The following is an 18,721-nucleotide window of genomic DNA, read 5'->3' as shown; positions in this document are numbered from 1 at the left end:
CCCGCCAGGCAAAATGCCGGCGTTCTCTGGTAGACTTTGTCACCGCCCTGCCCACTTTGCCACATTCTTTGTGGCAGGCAAAATTTCTTCTTGAAATTCAATTCCAAAATGGAATATGATCTCAATAGGAGGAATTTCCATGACGGTTGCCGCCATAGACCGCGCCATAAGCATGATCGAACTGCTTGCTTCGGTGCCTGAATCGATGGAGTTGTCGGAAATAGCGGCAACGGTCGGATTGCCGACTAGTGCCGCGCATCGAACCCTAGCGACCTTGATGTCGCGCGGCTGGGTGATCCAAGATCCGGCTAGCCAAACCTATGCGCTGTCACTGCGGATGGGATTGCTGGCGTTTCGCAATCTCGACACGCGCTACATTCCGGACCTAGCCAATGAAGTGCTGCACAAGCTCGCAGCTAAGACGCAGGAATACTGCCGTCTGGCTATGGCGGATAACGGTGGTCTCACCTGGATCGCCCGCGCACAGGGCGCGCGGCAGGGTTTGCGCTACGATCCTGACATGGGCGCTGAAATTGTGCTGCACGCGACCGCCAACGGCAAGGCCTGGCTTTCGACGCTGACGGAAGCTGAGGCCCTCAAAATGGCATTTGTCGAGGGTCTGGGAACACTCAAGGGCATGGGTCCTAATTACATCACCGATGTAGACTCCTTCCGTCAGCATCTGAACAGTGCGCGGCTCAACGGATATGCGACTGCGGTCGATGAGGGCGAGGCCGGAGCAACCGCGCTCGCCGTCCCCTTCTTCTGCAGCGAAGCGCCGGACGCGGCGGTGGCTGGCACAATTTCCGTCGCCGGGCCGACCTTGCGCATGCGCCCCGCGCGCTACGCGGAGATCAGCAGGGAGTTACAGGTGGCTGCGCGGGAGATGACGGCAATCTGGCCGCTGCGTATCCGCCAACGTGATTTCACAGCGCGTGATCCGCAGGCGAGCCTAGCCCCCTGAGCCGGCAAATGCTCTTGTCCGGGAGCTGGAGGAGTGGACATGAATTTCAACACATCAATTAGCAGGATCGGCGAACCCGCGCTCTGGTTTCTGGGGTTGCTGCTTGTGTGGGAAGCAGCCGTCAGGGTCTTCGCCGTCCCGAGCTTCATTCTGCCCGCGCCGTCCGTCTTCCTGCTTCGCATCGTCGAGAGCGCGCCACAGCTCGCTTATCACGGCATGATCACCACCAAGCTCATCATATATGGTTTCGTGGCTGGCGCCGTGCCCGGCATCGGGTTGGGATATTTGATCGCCCGGTTCCGGATCTGCAAGGAACTGCTCTATCCCATCGTCGTCTTCATCCAAGGGCTTCCAAAGATCACGCTGGCACCCTTAATGCTGGTCTGGTTCGGCTTTGCCGATTTCCCGAAGATCCTGCTCACCGGACTGATCACGTTCTTTCCAGTGATGGTGGACTCGGTGGCCGGATTTCAGGCCATCGATCCACGCAAATATTACCTGAGCAAGTCGACCGGAGCGTCTTGGCTGCAGACTTTTTTGAAGATCGAGCTGCCATCGGCCGCACCCAACATCTTTTCCGGTCTGCGCATTTCGATCGTCGTCGCTGTAACCGTTGTCATCGTCGTGGAATGGTTGAACTCGAAGGACGGTCTTGGCTATCTCGTCTTGCGGGCAATGGACAGCAATGACACCTCCATGATTTTCGCAGTCCTCGTGGTCGGGTCCATGATCGGCGTTATTCTCAATGGCCTCATGCAGGCGATCGAGCGCCACATGGTTCCGAGGGGACCAAACTAGAGTTGCGGCTGCACAGATCGCAGCAGCCACGGCAGTCACAGCCATCTTTGATTTAAACCTGGGAATGAGGAGAATGCCCAATGAACGTCAATCTGAAAGCTATCCTTCTGGCGTCTGCAATGACGCTTCCTGCTAGCGGCGTCTTTGCTGCCGACAGCATGAAAATGATAATGAACTGGACCGCGGATTCGGCCCATCTCGGCTTTGCTGTTGCGCAGGTAAATGGCCTGTACACGGATGCTGATCTGGATGTCGAACTGGAGGAGGGTCGCGGCTCTTCTGTCGCCGCCCAGCTGGTCGCTACCGGACAGGCTGACATCGGTTTCGCCGATGCCGGCGCTATCCTCAATGTCGCCTCGCAGGGTGCGCCGATCAAGATCATTTCGACGATCTGGAAGGCCGGCCAGTTCGGCGTTATCTCACTGAAGTCTGAGAATATCGAATCGCCTGCAGACCTGAAGGGCAAGAAGATTGCCGTGGCGCCCGGCTCGGCACAGGCGACCCTGCTGCCGGTGCTGCTGGCAAAGAACGGCATGACCGAGGCTGATGTTGAAATCGTCTCGTCGGCGCAGAATGCCTTTCTCGGCCTATTGACGAGCGGTGCGGTGGATGCTGTGGCCGAGACGCCGGAGAACGTCGTGGTGCCGCTCAAGAGCGAAGGCTTCGAAGCGTCAAACATGTATTTCTACGAGCACGGCGTGCCGCTGGTCAGCCTTTCTCTGGTTGCGCGCGAAGACAAGCTCAGTGCCAATCCCGACGCCTACAAGCGGTTTCTGAAGGCGACGGCCGAGGGCTGGAAGCAGGCCATGGCTGATCCGGAAGCGGCGGTTGCGGCACTCCGCAAGGTGTTCCCGGACGTCGCCAAGTCTGACGATGCGCTGATGCAGGGCGCAACCTACAGCTTCTCCTCGGTCTGCCCGGCAGGCTCGGGTGATGTCATCGGCGTCACCGATGCGGCCAAGTGGGACGATATATACGGCGTGATGACCTCGGCGATGGGTTTGACTAAGGACAAGCCCGTCACGGACTACTACACGCTCGACTACGTGCCGGCAGAGCCGATCACCTGCCCGTAACAGCTTCGGGGCAGGGCGCAGTCTCGCGCCTTGCCCTACCTGCTAGTGTGAAGCATCTGCTTCAGTCAGACAAAGGACATAAGTGTGGCTGAAATGACCACAGTTGAACAGGGCGGCGGCTTCGACCGCCCGTTGCTGCCGGGTTGGCTCAAATCCGTACTGCTGACGGTTCTGGCCGTCTTCATCGTGATGGGTGTCTGGCAGTTTGCTGCGTTCATATTCAACGTGCCCGTCTGGCTTGTGCCCAAACCGTCGGATTTTCTTGCCCGATTCGTCTCGGATTTTCCGCTGCTGCTGCACCATGCGTTTGCAACGTCGAAGACGTTGATCCTGGGGTTTGGCCTGGGTGTGTTGATTGCAGTGCCGCTCGCACTGGCCATCGTTTCTGTTGGCGCGCTTGAACGTGGCCTGTTTCCAGTAATCGTGTTCCTCAACATCATGCCAAAGACAGTGATCGGACCGATCCTCATCGTCTGGTTTGGCATCGGTCCGCTGGTCGCGGTCCTGATTGTCTTTCTGATGTCATTCTTTCCGGTGCTCGTCGACAGCATGTCGGGATTTCGTGCCGTTGACCCGCGGCTCTATTATATAACCCGGTCAATGGGAGCGACGCAGGCCCAAACCTTTTTCCGCGTCAGGCTGCCGGCATCAATGGACCACATTTTCGCCGGCATGAGGATCGGTGTAGTCAAGGCGGTTGAAGGCGTGATCATCGCCGAATTCATCGCCTCAAGCGCCGGTCTTGGATACCTGATCATGCGGGCATCGGGCTTCATGGACATGACCCTGATGTTCAGCGCCCTGATAATGGCGGCCCTCGTGGCCCTCGTGTTCAATGGCGCAATGACTTTAGCCCAGTCCGTCCTCATGCCCTGGACGAGGAGGCCGGAATGAACAAGACACTGGCTCAAGAGAAGATGGAATTGAACAGCAACATGGAACTGGAGACGCCGATCGTGCAGTCGCAGAACACACAGCAAGCTGGTGCGTCGATTGTCGCCAAGGGCATCAAGAAGATCTACGGCAGGGGGGCGGGAGCATTCCATGCCCTCGGGCCGATTGACCTGGACATCAAGCCTGGCGAATTCGTTTCTCTGATCGGCCCCTCCGGCTGTGGCAAGAGCACGACGATGCTGCTTGTTTCCGGTCTTGAACCGGTGTCGGAAGGCAGCGTCGAGGTTGACGGCAAGCCGCTCACCAAACCGATTTCCGAGATCGGCATTGTGTTTCAGGATCACCTGCTGCTGGATTTTAGGACCGCCATCCAGAATGTGATGCTGCAGCAGGAGATCCGGAAACTCGACAAGGCCGAGATGCGGGCGCGTGCCGACGCGCTTTTTGCCCAGCTCAATCTTTCCGGCGCGGAAGACAAATATCCCTGGCAGCTGTCCGGCGGCATGCGGCAGCGTGTTTCCATCGCGCGAGCGCTCGTTCACGATCCATCGATGCTGATCATGGATGAGCCTTTCGGCGCGCTCGACGCCATCAGTCGTACCCAGATCCGTCACGATCTCGAGATGCTCTGGCTGGCCAAGCGCAAGACGGTCCTGTTCATCACCCATTCGATCGAAGAGGCCGTAGGGCTGTCGGACCGGGTGCTGGTGATGTCGAAATCCCCAGGCCAGATTGTCGAGGAAATCAAGATCGATCTGCCGCGGCCGCGGCCGGCGCATCTGGGCGAGTACCCGGAGTTCGCGGTCTACGCGAAAAAGATCTACACGATTTTCGAGAAGCTGGGTGTCTACAAGTTTTGATCAACCCAGCCCATTTTTGGGCGTCTCACGAGATGAACGGATACGCCCTTGTCGCTTGACCTGGTCATGAACCATGCAACTTTCCGCAAGGCCTGGCGGTTCGAGGCTTTTGCGGAGGCCTGCGCGGCTGCGGGCATGACCCGCGTTTCTATATGGGGCGATGAAGTGGATCGCATCGGCCTAAAGGCCGCGGCGCAATCTTTGCGCGATGCCGGCCTCACCGCCTTCGGCTACAATCGAGCCGGGCCGTTTCTGGCCGCCACTCCGGACGAACGGGCCGAAAAGCTGACGGCAACCAGGGCGGAGATCGAGAAGGCCGCCGAGCTTGGAGCCGACCATATCCTGGTGTTTCCGGGTGGTGTTGCGCCCCACCAAAAGGGTCTCGGCGGCATAAGGCGTCAGCTGGCCGATACGCTAGTTCCGCTGCTGGAGCATGCGAGGTCGTGTGGCGTGAGCCTGGCCCTGGAACCGCTGCATCCGATGCTGGCCGGTGACCGGTCCCCACTTTGCACCCTGGCTGAAGCGAACGCGCTGTGCGATGAATTGGGCAATGGTATCGGCATTGTGGTCGATACCTATCATGTCTGGTGGGACCCTGCGGTCGAGCAGCAGATCGAACTGGCAGGTGCCAGAGGCAGGATTCTCGGCTTTCACGTCAACGATTGGCTTGTTCCCACCAGTCATCTTCTGACCGACCGCGGCATGATGGGGGATGGTATCATTGACCTGGCCCATCTGTGGGCCAGGGTTTGCGAAGCCGGGTATCTTGGGCCGGTTGAAGTCGAGATCTTCTCAGAAGACTGGTGGGCGCAAGACCCCGACATGGTTCTTCAGACAGCGCTGCGACGGTGCCGGGACATCTTTGCTGGCCGGGAGGGCGGTAGCCAATGAGCCCGGTCGATATCGATGGTTCGACACGGATCTATGCCGTATTCGGGGATCCGGTAAAGCAGGTGCAGACCCCGCGCCTCATCAATCCCATTTTCGCGGCGGCTGGGTGTAATCTTGTCGCCGCTCCCTTTCATGTGACGCCATCCACCCTGACCGCGACATGGGCGGTCTTTCGCCAGCTCTCCAATATCGCCGGCATCGGCGTGACGGTCCCGCACAAGGTTGCGGCCGCCAGACTTTGCGACAGCCTGACGGATGCGGCCAGACAGGTCGGGGCAGTCAATTCCATTCAACGTCATGCCGATGGCAGCATGCACGGGGCGCAGTTTGACGGAATCGGTTTTGTGCAGGGGCTCGCGAGCGCACGATTCCGCCTGAAGGGCGCCGAGATCCTGCTGCTGGGAGCAGGTGGGGCAGGTCGTGCAATCGCCCATGCCCTGGCTGCCGAAGCGCCAGCTCGTGTGATGGTGATGGACCGAGATCCGGAATCAGTCGCCTTTACCGTCGACCTGATCAACCGCGTTGCCGGTGAAGGTATTGCCCGGAAAGCGGGCCGCGACGCCGGACGAGCCGCCGTCTGGATCAATGCGACGCCGGTGGGTCTGAAGCCCGGCGACGAATTTCCGGTCGAACTCGCAGCTCTGACGCCCGACACCCTTGTCGCCGATATCGCAAGCCTTTCACGGGAGACGGAACTGCTTGCCCGTGCCCGCGAACTGGGATGCACCACCAGCGACGGCAACGATATGCTCAACGCCCAGATATCACTGATCGCCGGATTTGCCGCCGGCCATGAGGCGGGAAGCCCTCTGGCCTGAGCAGGCACAAACAGCTTTTGCATTCAGGGCGGGGGCATGCAATCTAGCGCATGACCTGGAACACCATTTCATCTGGAACGCCGCATGTCTTCATCGATTATCGATAGGTGCTTTGCCATTGTGGAGACTCTGGCCGAGAGCCGCGAAGGCCAGAGCCTCGGTTCGATCGCAGATCGCACCGGAATGCCCAAGAGCGCGGTTCACCGGATGCTAGCAGCGCTGGCCGCCAGCGGCTATGCGGTTCAACTGCCCAACCGTGACTACAAACTGACCCTGAAGCTGCCGGGCCTGGGATTGCGATATCTGTCGAATATCGACCTTCTGAAGGAATGCCAGCCTGTGCTCGATGCCTTGGCGCAGGAGATCGGCGAACTTGTGCGGCTGGCGCTGGTGGAACAGGACAAGCTGGTCTGGATCGGCAAGGCACAGGGGGCACGCTCGGGTCTGCTGGTCGATCCGGTGATGGGACGCCAGGTCGTTCTGCACGCCACGGCGACCGGCAAGGTCTGGTTGTCGTCTTTGAGCGCCGAGAACGCGATGCGTATCGCCTTTGAGCAAGGGTTTGGAAACGCCGGGATCGATGGACCTAACGTCAAGACGACCGTCGAGGGTTTGCAGGCCGAGCTTTCGGCAACCCGGTCGCGCGGCTACGGCCTTGCCCAGGAAGAGGCGGAGCCCGGCATTTCCGCGATAGCGGTACCGATCCACTCCGGAAACGAAGCATCGGTGGTGGGCACACTGTCAGTGGCAGGGCCGAGCGCCAGGCTGACCGAGGCGCGGTTGCTGGAGTGTCTGCCGCATCTTCGTCGCGGCGCATCGCAATTGACCGGACTTGATGTCTTGCGCGACCTTACACCCTGATCAGCCGCGGTCCGTCGGCCCGTAGAGCTCCAGGAAATGCTCGGCGATCATCGGCACCTGACTGGCGATCATATGCTGACCTGAGTGGACCGCGGCTCCCCGTTGCATGGCCTGTTGCAGCAACTTTGTGACTGCTGGTTTGGCGACCACTTCGGCAACCAGCATCGATGCATCCAGAAGCGCCGTGTCGAGCGGCAATACGTCCGCCGCATCCATGCCAAGCGACGTTGCATTGATGACGATCTGTCCCGGTTTCGGAACTGCTTCGCAGGCGTAAATGCGACCGCCCACTGCGGCGCTCACACTTTGCGCGAGAGCCTCGGCCTTGGAATGGGTTCGGTTGCTGATGCCCACTTCCGATGCGCCTGCGGCGACCAGCGCCGTGATGATGGCTGCCGAGGCGCCACCCGCGCCGAGGACCAAGACGGACCGGCCACTGGGATCATGCCCCTGCGCCAGCAGTCCACCGACAAAGCCGCGCCCGTCGAACTGGTATCCCCGGAAGCTGCCGTCGCGTTCACGACGCACCACATTGACCGCGCCCACTTGCTCCGCCGCGGGATCGAGGCTGTCGCAAAGTGCTGCAATGCGCTGCTTGTGCGGCAGGGTCACGCCAAAGCCAACGAGATTCCGCATCGCCTTCAGGCCGCTGATCGCTGCCTCGATGTCATCGATATACATTGGCATGCAGACGATATTGGCCTTCGCCGAGGCGAAGATCGGGTTGATCACCTGTGGCGTCCGAACCTGCGCGACGGGGCTGCCGATCATGCCCATGATCAAGGTGTTGCCGTCGATAGAGAACGCCTCACTCACCCTCTGTCCCCCAGTCAAGATCCTTGCGGTCGAGCCACACGATGCTGCCGTCCTCGATGCCGACGATCAGGCCTAGCTCGCCGCTGCCGAACCAATCAACCGCCTCGGGGGAGGCCACATGCATGCCCATTGCGATGGTCTCGCCGCGATATTTCATGGCGACGGGATCGGCGAAGACAGGTGCGTCATTGCTGCCGATGTTTCTGAAGTAGAAGATGCCGGCCTGCCCGGTGGTGTTGCGTGGCGCGCCGGTCGGTCCCGGCGGAAGGCTGGCGCGGGCATGGGTGCCGGCAATCAGGTCGTAGCGGCCGGTGCCGGTCCAGTCGCAGATGCACAACTTCACGCGACCACGCCCGCCGCCAACGTCTTGCGTGAAGGTGATCGGGGTCGCGTTTTCCCAGGTCAGAAAACGCTTGTCCGTCAATTCGGTGTCGCCCGCTCGGAGGAAGTCCGACAGGCGCCCTTCCTCGTCAAGTGCAACATAATGCAGGGCGCCATCGCCCAGCCAGTCAACAACTGCCGGACGCACGCGCCAGACTGTCTTCAGCGGCTTGCCATCGTGGCAAAGTGCTTTCGGCGCGGCAAAACGCGGCGGATAGTCTGCGCCCAGATTGCGATAGAACATGTGCCGGCCCAGAACGTCGCTCATCAGCACGTCCGCCAGCCCGTCGCCGTCCCAATCGGCAACGGTCGGGCAGGTGTAGCCGAACATTTTCTCCGAAGGTCCCTGGATCGAGCCGTGCAGACCGGCGCTGACAAGAATCTCGGCGCCGTCTGCCGTCAGCTTGGTTTCAAGCCCAAGCTTCGGCTCTGCCGAAGGTCCCATGTTGGGATAGAACAGCAGCTCGCCCGAGCAATTGCCGACGACCAGGTCGGGGCGGCCATTGCCATTGAAATCATGCGCCGCAGGAGACGGAAGCACACTGGCGTGCACGATCGGAGCCTGGGTGGTTACCCGCCCGACTTTTTCGAACAGCGGTAAGCCGTCGGGCGCATCTCCCGTGTTGCGCAGGAAGGTGATGTAGCCGTCTTCCGCTCCGACCAGAATATCGAGATTTCCATCGCCATTCCAGTCGACGACGCAGGGCAGGTGAATACAGTGGTCAAGTTCCAGCATGGTCTGACCGGCGCCGCGAACCACATCGAGACGCTCGAAATTGCCGTCGCCCTGGCCGCGGGCGATCATCAGGATGTTCCAGAATTCGCCGGCAACGATATCAAGTTTGCCGCGCTTGCCGAAATCCCCGAAGGCGGGCGCAAGCTGGCCATAGACTTCCAGCGGGTTTTCGCCGGCCATGACCATGCGACCCTTGCCGAGGTCCGGCCTGGCAAGTGTCCCCTTGTTTTTGAAGGCGTAGAGATAACCGCGCAACGGACCGCCGAGCCAACGCCCGGCAGCGTCATAGGCCTTGTAGCCGTCGTCATTCCATTCGAGCCCATTGGGCCAGTAGTCGTCCCAGGAATCAGTGCCCACGAGCAATTCGAGTTCGCCGTCGCCGTCGATATCGGCAAAGCGGACCATGTGAAAATACTCGCTCTTGTGCTGCCAGTCGGCGTCGAGTTCGAGGATGACCGGTGGACCGAAGCGCGGCGCGCCCGGCTCACCGATGTTGGGATAGAGGTAGATCTGCGAGCGCATGCGCGAGGCGGAAACGAGATGGAAGCGGTCGCCGTCGGGCACTGCCGTGACATAGCCGCGAACACCCTCGACCAACGTCTCCGGACCCAGCAGCGGCGTATTGTCGGCATTCCTGCCGATTTCCTGGCGCACATAGACCTGACCGTCGTAGCATGGGTCCCAGCTCGAGATGATGAGGTCGCGGCCGCCGTCATTGTCCCAGTCAACGACATCGACGCAGGTGATGATCCGCCCCGAAGCAAAGCCGGTTTTCACGGATGCGTCGTACTTGATGGCCTGGTCACCATAAAACGGCCCACTCCAAACAACTGCGTCATCTTCCCATCGCTTGACAGTCACGGCAATTCCTCGCTTTAAAACATGTTCCATATAGAACACCATTTCGATTTGCGGAACAATGCTGAATTGGCTATAGCAGTTGAAACATCCACAGGAGACAGGCATGCCCCATCACGTTTCCGGAATCATTCCCGTCATGCTGACACCGTTCGCGCAAGACGGACAGATCGATTTCGAGGCGCTGGAGCGCCTGGTCGATTGGTACATCGAGCACGATGCCGATGCGCTGTTCGCCGTCTGCCAGTCGAGCGAGATGCAGTTCCTGAGCCTAGAAGAACGCTGCGCCTTGTCGCGCGCGGTTTGTAGTCAGGTCAACGGGCGGATGCCGGTCGTCGCATCGGGCCATGTCTCGGAGACCCTTGATGATCAGGTGGCAGAGCTTTGCGCCATGGCGGAAACCGGCGCGGATGCACTGGTCCTGGTCAGCAACAGGCTCGATCCGGAAAATGCGGGAACGGAAACCTTTCGCAATTCGCTCGACGAGATCCTGAAGCAAATTCCCTCCGATGTGGCGCTCGGCCTTTATGAATGTCCTGCGCCCTATCGCCGGCTGCTTAGCGACGACGAGCTGAAGTTATGCCGCGACACCGGCCGGTTTGTCGTGCTGAAGGATGTGTCTTGTGATCTCGAGACCGTAACGAGGCGCGTCAATATTGTTGAAGGCTCGCCGTTGGCGATCGTCAACGCCAACGCTGCGATCGCGCACGCGGCGATGCAGGCCGGATCCAGAGGATTCTCGGGCGTCTTTACCAATTTTCATCCCGACCTCTATGCTTGGATGTATGCGCACAGGGACGACGACACCTCGCTGTTGCGCGAGATGGTGACATTTCTCGCTTTGGCGGCGAATGCGGAGCCTCTTGGCTATCCGACGCTTGCCAAGATCTACCAGAAAAGCCTCGGGATCTTCTCGACCGAGATTTCGCGGGTGCAAACTTTCGATGTCCGCGAGAAATTTTGGGCGCTGGAGGACACTCTCGGCCATATCAAGAGGGGAACTGCGCAATTCCGTGCCAGGATTGTTGCCGAAAGTGGCCAGTCCGCCTGATGTACGTCTTTGGAAGCGCAAATGTCGATTCTTTGCCTTAGGTTGATGCTTCCGTCCTCACCTGACGAGCCAAAGGTGCCGGATGCGCAGGTTGATCTTCCTGCCCCTTGTAGATGGGTTGTGACCTTTGCGCTTTCGCACTGGTCGGACACTATTCCTTCTTGGGCTCCATCACCTGGATCCCCAGCTAAGGTTTTTCGACCCCCTCACAAGCATCTGAAATGGTTGGTGAAATCCGATCACCGCAGTTCTTGTAAGACAAAATTGTCATACACTCCCGGGGGACAGTCGTGCAAGACAATTCCCAAACGGATCGTCAGGCTGATGAGCCAGGCTGACCGATTGTCACCGCGCCCGTGAGGATCAGTTAGGGACAGCTCTTCGTTCGCTGAAAGACGTTCTCACTTGCGGCGGGTGCCATCTGCCTTTCGCAAGCCTCAAACGCACGACGGAAGCATGCTTGGCTGCATCCACAGGATGCTTCGTTCTGTGCCGTCTTGTGTTGCAGAAGTGGCAAGCCGCCACGATGTTCGGCGCAATATCCTCGCCGCCATCGCATCGAGCCTTGAGATGCTCGGCAGTGCATTGAAACCGCTTTGCCAGCCCAGGTGAAATCCCATAGCGCCCGATGAATTCCTCGGGCCTGGAAACCCACATCGGGTACTGGCAATAGAAACAGCGACCACCTTGTTGCTGGGCCGCCTGTTGTCTGAGTTTCTTGAGTCTGTTTCCTGAAGTCATGAGTCCACGTCCTTTGCTCCATTGCTGAAGCGGACGTGCAATGACCCCTATGGGTCACCCCTCAATTGGGAGGAATTATCCTCGCACAAGACGACGTATACTTTATACGTCACTCCGCAGTCTTTGAACGGTACGAGCGCCTTTCAGGCGTTTCGCTGACGAGATCGTCTGTTACGACTCCAGGCAAGCCATTTGTCTTGCCTCCATCCGATTTCAGCTTAGCAAAAGATCAGCCGTGATTAAGCACTTCGCCATCGCCTTACCGAGAGGGAAGAATTCTCCATTTTCTCCGCGAGCTTCCTTATCGGGAAGTTTTTATGGATTGCTGAATACTCTTCCTGTACGGTAAGACAAAATATGGAGAGCACCTCATGATCCGTTCAGCCGCAGATTTCGGCACACTTGTTAGAGACCACAGGAAAAAATTGGGATGGACGCAGGCCCAGCTTGCCGAACGTTGCGGCACCGGTGAGCGCTTTATCGTTGACTTGGAGAGCGGCAAGCCCAGTTGCCATCTTGAAAAGTCACTCATCGCGGCACGGACAGTGGGCATCGATCTCGGTGACCTGAAATCTGCGACGTCGCCTGCTACCTCTGAAGCCGATGACGATCTCGGCTATCTACCCCGGTTCTCCTGATCAGGTGCTCTTGTGACAACGATCTATTACGAAACCTGGCCCGTCGCCCAGCTCATCGACCACGATGGGATTTCGCTTGCCTATGAGCCGAGTTGGGAAAGTCGCACCTCGGCATTCCCAATCTCACTGACCATGCCGATGCGGTCGGGCCCCTATGGGGCTAATCAGATCATGCCCTGGCTTGCCAATCTTCTGCCTGAAACGCATCTCTCCGAGATTGGTCAGCAGCTGAAAATTTCGCCTCAGGACATTGTCGGCCTTCTCATGAACCTCGGCCGCGATACCGCAGGAGCCTTTTCGATCGGTGAGCCGCGCCGAAGCGGAAATAATTTCCGCATTGTCCCCGATGAGGCGGCGCTTGAGCGCATATTGAACGAACTGCCAGAGCGCCCCTTCCTGATCGGAGAGCAGGGGGTCTCCATGTCTTTGGCGGGTGTGCAGGACAAACTGCCTGTCTACATTGGTAAAGATGGCAAGATAGCTATTCCCGTCGATGGCACGCCCTCTACGCATATTCTGAAACCGGACATCAAACGCCTGGCCGGAAGCGTTCAAAATGAAGCCTTCTGCATGACCTTGGCCAAGCTCTGCGGTTTGGAGACGGCTGAGGTGACGACTGGTAAGGCGGGAAAGCGAGACTACCTTTTGGTCGAACGCTATGATCGTCTCGCCGACGATCAAGGAACAATTCGCCGTATTCATCAGGAAGACTTTTGCCAGCTGCTCGGCCTGTTTCCGCCCGAAAAGTATGAGCGTACCGGACTTGGACAGCGCGGCGGCGCATCACTGGTGCAGATGTTTGACGCGTTGGCGCGATACGTTTCTCCTGGCGAAAGGCTGAAGCTGCTTGACGCCGTGATTTTCAACATCCTGATCTGCAATTCCGACTCCCATGCCAAGAACTATTCAGTTCTCATCGGTGCGGCGGGAACTGCCAAACTTGCACCGCTCTATGATTTGATGTGCGCAGCAGTTTACAAACAGGTGGACCAGTCACTTCCTCAGCAACTTGCGACAAAGCGAAACGCCAATGAACTCCACGGGAACGATTGGCGACAATTTGCAGAGGCTGTCGGATTGAGCCCAGTCTCGGTTATCAGGCGTGTTCGCGAAATGACGGACCAGGTCATGAGCCAGCTGGATGGCAGACTTGAGCCCCTCTTTGGTGGGCAAGGCGCGGGTGCAGAGATGGCCGACAAACTCGGCCACCTGATAAGCAAGCGGTGTCGTCGGATAGATCGACAGCTTCGCCAGTGAGGCGTGGTCAGAGCATTCCTTATTATGGCTTTGGCGCACCTGTAAAACACGGCCTCTCCGCCTGAAAATTCAACGAACAAGCGCCGCGGGATAACGATTTCTCCACAAGAGGAAATCATCACCGTTATGACCGCAGGTTGGTCATAAATGCTCGTGTTGTTGCTTTTCGAGTTGGTCGAAATCAATCAAATCTGGCTGCACCAGAATGTTGTGATTTTCCCTAAATCGCTGGATTTCGACCATTGAAAAACTCAATAAAATCAACAAAACACTTTTAACATCAATATGTTGACAATATAAAATAATTTGACTTACTAAAAAATTGAGATGATCATAGATATACAGCAACGAGCCGGATCGATGAGAAAGATGAAAATAAAAATGTCAAATAAAGAAAACAAGAATGCTAATAAGAATACTGAAAATACGTTTCTGAGCGCTGAAAGCATACAATCAGGTTCGACCGAAGGTGCGGTATCACCTGAAGTGACAAGCACACTGAAACGAGCGGCAGCAAAAATCACCGCGCTCAATCGCGATTCTACTGAACAAGCTTTCGAGAAGGGTGCGATATTCGCGGAGGTGAAATGCCTTGTCCCCGAGAAATCATTCGGACAATGGCTGAAGACATTCTCCGACTACAAAGTCCGCTCTGCGTGGAACTACACCTCGGTGCACGAACACCTTCAGGACCATCGCGAGCAACTGATCGCATCGGCAGTGTTGCCGACAGTGTTGTTCGAGTTGGCCAAGGGTGAACCGGCGCAAATCGAAACCCTCGTTGCCCGCATCGCGGCCGGCGAGCGTCTGAAGGTCAAGGATGTCAAAGAAGCAGTCGGGGGAAAACCGAAGTCCGACATTCCTCCTCTCGACGTGGGTGGACTGGTGGGGCTTCGCAAAGCGGCTGAAATCAAGCTGAGCACCGACATCACCGAGTTCGCGGAGCGCGTGAAGCACATCCTAACTCACGTAGATGCAGCTCTTGATTCGAGTGCCCTGGGCAAGCGGGTCATCAAAAGCAAGCTCGCTGACCAGATTGAAATCCAGAGCCGTCATGCACACGACCTGTTCAAGGTGATCGCTGCACCAATTCGGCCGCACAGCTGGAATGAAAAAGGCAATTGGGAAATCGGCATAGTGGAAGACGGAACTTCATGGGGCAGGGTTCAGCGGCTGTTGCGCCAACTCGGCGGTGCCGATGGTTGGCCAGCAGCTACCGAGCTTGTTGACTGGCTGGCTCAAGAAGTCACTCCCGCTCTGCGCTTTGTGATACACGGCGAACCAATGACGAGCGGCCCAGTAATGGCTAAAAGCGATGACGCTGCCGAGGTGGTTTCGATGAAAGCCGCTGTGCCGGTGGAGGCAAAGCCCGATCCGGTAACTGACGATATGGCACCGGTAGAAGTGAAGGCTGCTAGGAAGCCGAAGCGAGAACAGCAAAAACAACAGCCAATGCCGCCGTCCGTCATCAAACTCACGAAACACCTGTCGTTAGGATCAGCTGCGTCCTGAGTCTCAACTTCCTAAATGACATGCTCCGCTTCGGCGGGGCTTTTTTTTGTCTAGACCCGAGAAATGCCCGCGTCACCTGTTAACCATGCCGGAGCTCTTTGTTCCGGATGCGTTCTTCTTGCTTGCCGGACAAGGAAACCCGGTCTATCCCTCATGTGTCGGCAGAAACTGAATATCTGCAGTGACTTAGCGGCCCCCGAAGATGCTCTAACATCAACGAGGGCCTGACCCACAACCTTCTTTGGAAAGGATTAGGGCTATGTTGACCCTTAACGCTGTCTTCCCGTGTGTGGAAGCACTCTCTCCCAGTTCTCCAGTTGAAAATGCTGCGGCAGTTGCTCCGCGACTCCCACGGATCGCCACCGGCGACCCGACCAGGAAACCGCGATCGACAGGTTCCATCTTGGCCTTGCGCTGACTGACCGAACCCGACGGACTGTCCGTCGTCAGATAAAATGGGACATCAGAGCGGCTTGAGTATTGGAGGCTCTGGTTCGTTTGTGTGACTGATTATGCCGCTTGTTTTTGATGGTGCAAGCGACGTTGGCGGATTGTCAGCTTCTTGATCTCTTTCCTTTCTCTCAAGATGGCTTTGTCGCGCCCAAAGTAGACGTCGGCGGGTGTGACGTTCTTCAAGCTCTCGTGGTAGCGCCTGTTGTTATAGTAGTCGACGAAGGCCTCGATCTGGCGTTCAAGATCGCCTGGCAGATAGTAATTTTCCAGCAGGACCCGGTTCTTCATCGTCTGATGCCATCGCTCGATCTTTCCCTGGGTTTGCGGGTGGAACGGGGCTCCACGAACGTGATCCATCTTCTTGTCCTCCAGCCATTCAGCCAAATCGCCAGAGATGTAACATGACCCGTTATCGCTGAGCAGGCGCGGTTTGTGGCGCACGACGGCCTGGTCGCAGCCCGATGCCTGAAGCGCCAGTTCAATGGTGTCTGTCACGTCCTCGGCCCGCATGTTTGTGCAAAGCTTCCAGGCGATGATGTAGCGGCTGTAATCGTCCAGGATCGTGCTGAGGTAATACCAGCCCCACCCGATGATCTTGAAGTAGGTGAAGTCGGTCTGCCACATCTCATTGATGGCGATAGTTTTGTCTTTGAACTCATTGGCTGCCTTGATCACCACATAGGCCGGTGCGGTGATTAAATCGGCTTCCTTCAGGATACGATAAGCCGATGATTCAGAGACAAAATACCGCTTCTCATCAGTGTATTTGACTGCCAGCTCCCGGGTCGTCAGCGCCTCGTGTTCCAGCGCGAACTCAATCAGGTCATCACGCCGGTCTTGGGGGATACGGTTCCAGACCGACTTCGGCCGTGGAGACCGATCATCCAAGGCAACAACCCCACCGTCGAGGTAAAGATCATACCATCTGTAAAAAGTGGTGCGCGGTATGCCCAGCATATCGAGGGTCTGCTTGGTTGGCAGGTGCGATCCTTCGACCGTGCGAATGATCTCAAGCTTCTCGGTCGCAGGGTATCTCATGCCTCGTCCTCCCCAGCACCTGTCATGCTTTTTTTGAGCAGGCGGTTCTCCAGGGTCAGATCGGCGACGCATTCCTTCAACGCCAAGGCTTCAGAGCGAAGGTCCTTTACTTCCGGCGACGTCGCTTGCCGTGCTGTGTCACCCGAGAGCCGGCGCTTGCCTGCTTCCAGGAACTCCTTCGACCAGCTGTAATACAGGCTTTCGGCGATACCTTCGCGGCGGCACAGCACCGAGATGCTTTCCTCTCCACGCAAACCCGCCAAAACGATACGGATTTTTTCCTCCGCTGAATAGGTCTGGCGGGTCTTGCGGCGGATGTTCTTGACCAGCTTGTCAGCTGCGTTCTTCGATGTTTCAGGCTTCTGTCTCATCTCGATCTCCCAATCGGTAAGATGAACCAGAAATCCTCCGTTGTTCAAATCCTCAAATCTGTCCCACGGGCGCTGACGTCAGACACCGACGGACATCCTAGCCAAAGGCAGTGTGACTGATCTGACCGATCGGTCCGACGCGGAAATAATTTCCGCGTGAGCACATCCGTGCGTCGCCATTGTGCTGTTCCCACATTTCTACATTTTCTTCAGGAGACCCTCCATGACCACTCAACTTTCTTCATCTGATCTGGCCTCCGCCTACAAGCATCATGCCAACTTCGAGAAACTCCAGCCGCTGCTTCAGGCACTCGTCACAGAGGTCACGGCCTCCACATTGTCGGTGGAGGCGATGCGGAAATCCTTCAAAGGCAGTCTGGATAAGGCTGCCTCTGTGCTTCGGTCGGTGCCTGTGCACGAAGGCCGTCTTCTCGAGCGTGGCATTGACTTGCTGGCTACCTGCAATCCCGATTTGACTGTTCTGTCGCAGAATATTCGACTGCCACTTACCCAGGCGGCTATGCAACTCGTCGAACACAATGACGCCCGTCTTTATCGTGGTCTTACCTTTGATGCAGATACAGGTGGTCGCAAGTCGTACACCCCAGATCATTTGATCATCAACACCCAAACGGGGATCGCACATATGGTCGATGTCAAGCGCAGTCTGACGTCTTACGAGGCATCCCGCCTCGCCGATCTCAAGAATCGCATGCTGGCCTCAGCTCTCTTCGCCCCTGATTATCTCTACAAAGAACATCACCGGCTCTCGGTGCAAGAGGTGCGTGTCGTCATTCTCAACGCAGAAGGCAGCCGCACGGATATCAAAGGAGGAATCTGGCCGCTGTCGCACCTTGATCATCTTCTGGAGGTAACCGGCGCCGGTGAAGCCCTGTTGTCGCTGCGCAAGATGTTCCGTGAGAGGATCGATGCCAACTGGATGGCGGCCCGCAGTCCGAATTCTGTATCGGACATTGATGGTTCAACTTCGATGATCGCTCTCGATGACCATGCCCACGATGCAGGGGATGAGGATGGATCAGCCACACTGCTGACCGATGGAGGCGAAGAGGCAATCGTCAACGATGACCGGCCGCCTGTCATCGTCGGCTTTGCCCAGGTTCCAGCGCCCCGTCCGCATTAGCATCTCTCGTTCGAGAGCATCGCCAACCAAATCCAAGATTGAAATCCATTAGTGCTGAGCCTGAGGGCTCAGCCAAGGGAGACCCATGCCATGACATCAGACACAGCCACACTCCTCACCTTCCCCACCGTCACTTCACTAACTGAAGTGAAACAAGATCGCAGTCAGTCTCCAAGCCGCCTGTTGCTGCAAACCGACACGCCGCCCTCCCTTCAGTTCAGGGGCGTTTCCCAGGGACCGACGAAGCTCATTGTTGCAGGGCCGCAACCGATGACCTCGGAGCAGCACGCCAGACATGTTGCCAGCGTGGTTCGGATTGCCATTCGCTCGGCCAAACGCAGAGGGGTTCGTCTTGAGAGCATGCTCTCTATCCCGCGCAAATGGCTCCTTGATCTCTGTGACGAGGGTGACCCGACCTGCCTCATCATGCGCGACTGGCTCCTGGGAAACCAAAAACATCTTCCGAAAGACCTGGAAGACGCCGCAACCGGCTGGACAAGCGGAAAATGGGGAGATGCCTGATGAACACGATCACTGACCGTATTTCCCGACATCTTCTCAAG

Annotated in this window: 17 protein-coding genes; 14 read left to right on the top strand and 3 right to left on the bottom strand. The window is 57.6% G+C overall.

Features of this window, described 5'->3' with window-relative positions; all coding sequences use genetic code 11:
• Window positions 1–139 precede the first annotated feature (139 nt).
• From IMCC20628_RS15365 to IMCC20628_RS15330, 8 genes are all read left to right on the top strand, one after another.
• Window positions 140–964, top strand: a complete 825-nt coding sequence (locus IMCC20628_RS15365; RefSeq protein ID WP_047030954.1) for an IclR family transcriptional regulator — start codon at window positions 140–142, stop codon at window positions 962–964.
• Window positions 965–1,003: 39 nt separating this feature from the next.
• A complete protein-coding gene (locus IMCC20628_RS15360) occupies window positions 1,004–1,762 on the top strand; it encodes an ABC transporter permease (protein WP_047030953.1) in 759 nt (252 codons plus the stop codon).
• 80 nt (window positions 1,763–1,842) lie between these two features.
• A complete protein-coding gene (locus IMCC20628_RS15355; protein ID WP_047030952.1) occupies window positions 1,843–2,838 on the top strand; it encodes an ABC transporter substrate-binding protein in 996 nt (331 codons plus the stop codon).
• 93 nt (window positions 2,839–2,931) lie between these two features.
• A complete protein-coding gene (locus IMCC20628_RS15350; protein ID WP_047032624.1) occupies window positions 2,932–3,732 on the top strand; it encodes an ABC transporter permease in 801 nt (266 codons plus the stop codon).
• Window positions 3,729–4,592 carry an ABC transporter ATP-binding protein gene (locus tag IMCC20628_RS15345; protein ID WP_245307789.1) on the top strand — a complete coding sequence of 288 codons (864 nt, stop codon included), beginning with the start codon at window positions 3,729–3,731 and terminating at the stop codon, window positions 4,590–4,592. The genes IMCC20628_RS15350 and IMCC20628_RS15345 overlap by 4 nt, the downstream gene beginning before the upstream one ends.
• A gap of 48 nt (window positions 4,593–4,640) precedes the next feature.
• Window positions 4,641–5,483, top strand: coding sequence for a sugar phosphate isomerase/epimerase family protein (locus IMCC20628_RS15340; RefSeq protein ID WP_047030951.1), 843 nt, complete (start codon window positions 4,641–4,643; stop codon window positions 5,481–5,483).
• A complete protein-coding gene (locus IMCC20628_RS15335) occupies window positions 5,480–6,301 on the top strand; it encodes a hypothetical protein (RefSeq protein WP_047030950.1) in 822 nt (273 codons plus the stop codon). The genes IMCC20628_RS15340 and IMCC20628_RS15335 overlap by 4 nt, the downstream gene beginning before the upstream one ends.
• An 84-nt stretch (window positions 6,302–6,385) precedes the next feature.
• Window positions 6,386–7,162 (top strand): IclR family transcriptional regulator, encoded by a 777-nt coding sequence (locus tag IMCC20628_RS15330; protein ID WP_047030949.1) that lies wholly within the window; start codon window positions 6,386–6,388, stop codon window positions 7,160–7,162.
• Here IMCC20628_RS15330 and IMCC20628_RS15325 read toward each other — a convergent pair whose 3' ends face one another.
• The gene (locus tag IMCC20628_RS15325) at window positions 7,163–7,978 is read right to left on the bottom strand and encodes a shikimate dehydrogenase (RefSeq protein ID WP_245307788.1); all 816 of its coding nucleotides are present in this window, start codon (window positions 7,976–7,978) and stop codon (window positions 7,163–7,165) included.
• On the bottom strand, window positions 7,971–9,956 hold the full coding sequence (locus IMCC20628_RS15320; protein WP_197078310.1) for a VCBS repeat-containing protein: 1,986 nt from the start codon (window positions 9,954–9,956) through the stop codon (window positions 7,971–7,973). Before IMCC20628_RS15320 ends, IMCC20628_RS15325 begins: the two co-directional genes overlap by 8 nt.
• Window positions 9,957–10,059: 103 nt before the next feature.
• Between IMCC20628_RS15320 and IMCC20628_RS15315 the strand changes: the two genes are divergently transcribed.
• The 4 genes from IMCC20628_RS15315 to IMCC20628_RS15300 all read left to right on the top strand — a co-directional run bounded on the left by IMCC20628_RS15315 (window position 10,060) and on the right by IMCC20628_RS15300 (window position 15,152).
• Complete coding sequence (locus tag IMCC20628_RS15315; RefSeq protein WP_047030947.1) at window positions 10,060–11,004, top strand: dihydrodipicolinate synthase family protein; 945 nt, start codon at window positions 10,060–10,062, stop codon at window positions 11,002–11,004.
• 1,112 nt (window positions 11,005–12,116) lie between these two features.
• On the top strand, window positions 12,117–12,383 hold the full coding sequence (locus IMCC20628_RS15310; protein ID WP_047030946.1) for a helix-turn-helix transcriptional regulator: 267 nt from the start codon (window positions 12,117–12,119) through the stop codon (window positions 12,381–12,383).
• 12 nt (window positions 12,384–12,395) lie between these two features.
• Window positions 12,396–13,640, top strand: coding sequence for a type II toxin-antitoxin system HipA family toxin (locus tag IMCC20628_RS15305; protein WP_047030945.1), 1,245 nt, complete (start codon window positions 12,396–12,398; stop codon window positions 13,638–13,640).
• Between the two features lie 360 nt (window positions 13,641–14,000).
• Window positions 14,001–15,152: a hypothetical protein gene (locus IMCC20628_RS15300; protein WP_156174531.1), complete on the top strand. Its 1,152-nt coding sequence runs from the start codon at window positions 14,001–14,003 to the stop codon at window positions 15,150–15,152.
• Window positions 15,153–15,662: 510 nt separating this feature from the next.
• On the opposite strand, the gene IMCC20628_RS15295 is transcribed toward IMCC20628_RS15300, so the two are convergent.
• A protein-coding gene (locus IMCC20628_RS15295) for an IS3 family transposase (RefSeq protein ID WP_156174385.1) occupies window positions 15,663–17,014 on the bottom strand; the annotation gives its coding sequence in 2 pieces (ribosomal slippage) (window positions 15,663–16,678 and window positions 16,678–17,014; 1,353 coding nt in all).
• Window positions 17,015–17,237: 223 nt separating this feature from the next.
• Between IMCC20628_RS15295 and IMCC20628_RS24300 the strand changes: the two genes are divergently transcribed.
• Entirely contained in the window at window positions 17,238–18,158 is a 921-nt protein-coding gene (locus IMCC20628_RS24300; protein WP_052766448.1) for a hypothetical protein, read from the top strand.
• A gap of 90 nt (window positions 18,159–18,248) precedes the next feature.
• On the top strand, window positions 18,249–18,680 hold the full coding sequence (locus IMCC20628_RS15280) for a hypothetical protein (protein ID WP_047030943.1): 432 nt from the start codon (window positions 18,249–18,251) through the stop codon (window positions 18,678–18,680).
• Window positions 18,681–18,721 lie beyond the last annotated feature (41 nt).

The organism is Hoeflea sp. IMCC20628 (genome assembly GCF_001011155.1).
Taxonomy (GTDB): domain Bacteria; phylum Pseudomonadota; class Alphaproteobacteria; order Rhizobiales; family Rhizobiaceae; genus Hoeflea.
This window is presented reverse-complemented; position numbering and strand designations above follow the sequence as displayed.

What these genes read in the sequence shown, in the direction of transcription:
- IMCC20628_RS15365 (WP_047030954.1), top strand. Translation starts at nt 140, where the DNA reads ATGACGGTTGCCGCCATAGACCGCGCCATAAGCATGATCGAACTGCTT.
- IMCC20628_RS15360 (WP_047030953.1), top strand. Translation starts at nt 1,004, where the DNA reads ATGAATTTCAACACATCAATTAGCAGGATCGGCGAACCCGCGCTCTGG.
- IMCC20628_RS15355 (WP_047030952.1), top strand. Translation starts at nt 1,843, where the DNA reads ATGAACGTCAATCTGAAAGCTATCCTTCTGGCGTCTGCAATGACGCTT.
- IMCC20628_RS15350 (WP_047032624.1), top strand. Translation starts at nt 2,932, where the DNA reads ATGACCACAGTTGAACAGGGCGGCGGCTTCGACCGCCCGTTGCTGCCG.
- IMCC20628_RS15345 (WP_245307789.1), top strand. Translation starts at nt 3,729, where the DNA reads ATGAACAAGACACTGGCTCAAGAGAAGATGGAATTGAACAGCAACATG.
- IMCC20628_RS15335 (WP_047030950.1), top strand. Translation starts at nt 5,480, where the DNA reads ATGAGCCCGGTCGATATCGATGGTTCGACACGGATCTATGCCGTATTC.
- IMCC20628_RS15330 (WP_047030949.1), top strand. Translation starts at nt 6,386, where the DNA reads ATGTCTTCATCGATTATCGATAGGTGCTTTGCCATTGTGGAGACTCTG.
- IMCC20628_RS15315 (WP_047030947.1), top strand. Translation starts at nt 10,060, where the DNA reads ATGCCCCATCACGTTTCCGGAATCATTCCCGTCATGCTGACACCGTTC.
- IMCC20628_RS15310 (WP_047030946.1), top strand. Translation starts at nt 12,117, where the DNA reads ATGATCCGTTCAGCCGCAGATTTCGGCACACTTGTTAGAGACCACAGG.
- IMCC20628_RS15300 (WP_156174531.1), top strand. Translation starts at nt 14,001, where the DNA reads ATGAGAAAGATGAAAATAAAAATGTCAAATAAAGAAAACAAGAATGCT.
- IMCC20628_RS24300 (WP_052766448.1), top strand. Translation starts at nt 17,238, where the DNA reads ATGACCACTCAACTTTCTTCATCTGATCTGGCCTCCGCCTACAAGCAT.
- IMCC20628_RS15280 (WP_047030943.1), top strand. Translation starts at nt 18,249, where the DNA reads ATGACATCAGACACAGCCACACTCCTCACCTTCCCCACCGTCACTTCA.